Here is a 3,222-nt window from a genome sequence, read left to right as displayed (position 1 = left end):
CACCTCCTCCGCCCGGCTTGCGGTCGCGGCCCCCGCCCGGGCCCGCCTGCGCGTCGACCCTCGCGCCCGGGCCGCCTCGGCTTCTGTACCCGGCCGCCGCTCCAGGGGGGGATCCGGCATGTGTGGCGGAATTTGTGCTGCGGGCCCGGCCTTCGCTTCGGCGAGCGGTTTCGCGCCCGGGAACGGCCTTCGCGTCGGCGCGCGGCTTCTCGCCCCGGGGACGGCTTTCGCGGCGGCTGCCGGTGCGCGGCTCGTCCGGCGCCGGTGGTCCGTCGTCGTCTTCGGCGCGCCGCGGTGTGGGGCCGTTGCCCGCGTGATCGACTCCGGCTTCGGGGACGGGCTCCGCCTTTCGACCGGGCCGGGCGGCGCCGCCTTGCCCCGATCTCCGCGAGCCAGAGGTCCCCGTTCCCCGTTCCCGGTTTCGCCCTCGGCCTTCGCTCCCGGCTTCCGCCTCGGTCGTCGGTGCGTGCCCCGCCCGGCCTCGGCGGTCGGTCTTCGTCTCCGGCCCGCTGTGGCGACGGTTCGCGACCCTCGAAGTCTGTGAGCGACGGGCCCCCGTCCCCGTCCGTGATGACGGCGCGCCCCGCTTCCGTCGGCGGCCGGAACCCCTACTCGGCGGTCTCCCGTGCCGGTTCCCCCGCGGTTCGCTGCTGCGGGATCGTGAAGGAGCCCTGCTGGATGGCGACCGTGCGGACCGGGGAGGGGATGCGGATGTTCTCCTCCTGGTAGCGGCGGTGCAGGCGCTTGATGAACTCGTGTTTGATCCGGTACTGGTCGCTGAACTCGCCGATGCCGAGGATCACCGTGAAGCCGATGCGGGAGTCGCCGAAGGTGTGGAAGCGGATCGCGGGCTCATGGTCCGGCAGCGCGCCCGGCACCTTGTGCATGACCTCCACGACCACCTCGGCGGTCACCCGCTCCACCTGCTCCAGGTCGGCGTCGTAGCTCACCCCCACCTGCACCGGCACCGTGAGCCGCTGCTCGGGCCTGGTGTAGTTGGTCATATTGGCCTTGGCGAGCTGGCCGTTCGGGATCACCACCAGGTTGTTGGACAGCTGGCGGACCGTCGTCTGACGCCAGTTGATGTCGACGACGTACCCCTCCTCACCGCTGCTCAGCTGGATGTAGTCGCCCGGCTGGACCGTCTTGGACGCCAGGATGTGGACGCCCGCGAAGAGGTTCGCGAGGGTGTCCTGAAGCGCGAGCGCCACCGCAAGACCGCCGACGCCCAGCGCGGTGAGCAGCGGCGCTATGGAGATCCCGAGCGTCTGGAGTACCACCAGGAAGCCGATCGCCAGGACCAGCACCCGGGTGATGTTGACGAAGATGGTCGCCGAGCCCGCCACCCCCGAGCGCGACTGCGTGAACGTGTGCACCAGACCGGTGATGACCCGCGCCGCGGACAGCGTGGCCACGAGGATCAGCCACACCTCCAGCACCTGATCGGTGTGATGCTGCACGGACCTGGTGAGCGGCAGCACGATCGCCGCGGCCGCCACACCCGCCGCGATAAGCGCCCACGGCACGATCGAACGCAGCGCGTCCACGATGATGTCGTCACCGCTCCAGCGGGTCCGCTTGGCGTGCTTGGCCAGCCAGCGCAGCAGCGAACGGGAGAGGAAGGCGGCCACCAGGCCCGCCGCGACCGCGATACCGGCCACCACCGCGTCGTCCAGGGTCAGCGCACGGTTCACCGGTCACCCCCGGAACCCGGAGTCTGCGCGGAGGGCCGTACAGGAGGTCTCGTCACGTTGTCACCTGCTCGATGTGCGGGAAGTACGAACGTGCCGGCCCCGGAACTCCGGTGACCGGCACGAGCGTTCATCCTGCCGTATCCGGAACACGCCCTACCACCCGGTCCGCTGGAACCCCGGGGCCCCCGATCAGATGATGCCCTCGGCGAGTTCGGCCTGGTCGCGGTCGCTGCCGTACGCCGCCGTCGGGGTGCCGTACGAGCGGCGGGCGACATACCACCAGACGCTGGCGAGGAGGAGGACGACGGCCAGCGCCACGGCCGCGTAGTTCATCGAGCCGACGGTGACCGGCGAGGACTGCGGCAGGCAGAACAGGACCGTGACACATGCCACCCAGACCACCGCGACCCAGCCGACCGGCCTGCTCCACCGGCCCAGATGCCAGGGTCCGCGCCGGAACCGGTCGCCCGCCCGCAGCCGCAGCAGTACCGGGATGGCGTACGCCGGGGTGATGCCGATGACGTTGATGGCGGTCACCGCGTTGTACGCCGTCGCCGAGTACAGCGAAGGCAGCGCGAGGACCCCGGCGACGCCGACCGACAGCCATACGGCGGCCACCGGGGTCTGGGTGCGGCCGCTGACCGTGCGCCACAGCCGGGAGCCGGGCAGCGCGCCGTCCCGGCTGAACGCGAACACCATCCGGCTGGCCGCCGCGACCTCGGCGTTCCCGCAGAACAGCTGGGCCACGATCACCACCAGCAGCAGCGCCTTCGCGCCGCCGGTGCCGAGGCCGTCGAGCAGGATCTGCGCGGGCGGCACCCCGGTGGCCGTGGTGCGCGTGGCGTCGTAGTCCTGGATGGCGAAGGTGAGCCCGGCCAGCAGGACGAAGCCCGCGAGCCAGGACACCCAGATGGCCCGGACGATGCCCTTGGCCGCGGACACCGAGGCGCGCGAGGTCTCCTCGGACAGATGGGCGGAGGCGTCGTAGCCGGAGAAGGTGTACTGGGCGAGCAGCAGGCCGATCGCCGCGACGTAGACCGGGTTCGACCAGCCGGTCCCATTGACGAACGTGGTGAACACGAAGGACGGCGACCGGTGGTGGTCGGGCACGATCGCGAGCGCGCCGACGATCAGCGCGACGCCCGCCAGGTGCCACCAGACACTGACCGAGTTGAGCACGCTGACGACGCGGACCCCGAACAGGTTCAGCACCGCGTGCAGCAGGAGGATGGCGCAGAAGATCAGCATCGTCCTGCCCGGCGTCGGCACGAAGCCCCACTGGAGATTGGCGAACGCGCCGGTGAACAGGGCGGCGCCGTAGTCGATCCCGGCGATCGCGCCGAGCAGCCCGAGCAGATTCAGCCAGCCCGTGTACCAGCCCCAGCGGCGGCCACCGAGCCGGTCGGCCATGTAGTACAAGGCGCCCGAGGTCGGATACGCGCTGGTGACCTCGGCGAGCGCGAGCCCGACGCACAGCACGAACAGTCCGACGCCCGCCCAGCCCCACAGCATCACGGCGGGCCCGCCG

2 protein-coding genes are annotated in these 3,222 nt (G+C 71.5%); both read right to left on the bottom strand.

The features are described 5' to 3' along the window. Positions 1-608 precede the first annotated feature (608 nt). Positions 609-1,694: a mechanosensitive ion channel family protein gene (locus CCN72_RS35535; protein ID WP_086812500.1), complete on the bottom strand. Its 1,086-nt coding sequence runs from the start codon at positions 1,692-1,694 to the stop codon at positions 609-611. A 189-nt stretch (positions 1,695-1,883) separates the two neighbouring features. Beyond that, a partial coding sequence (locus CCN72_RS35530; RefSeq protein ID WP_086812498.1) for an amino acid permease occupies positions 1,884-3,222 on the bottom strand: 1,339 nt, incomplete at its 5' end.

The organism is Streptomyces murinus, assembly GCF_002154555.1.
Classification (GTDB): Bacteria; Actinomycetota; Actinomycetes; order Streptomycetales; family Streptomycetaceae; genus Streptomyces; species Streptomyces murinus.
This window is presented reverse-complemented; position numbering and strand designations above follow the sequence as displayed.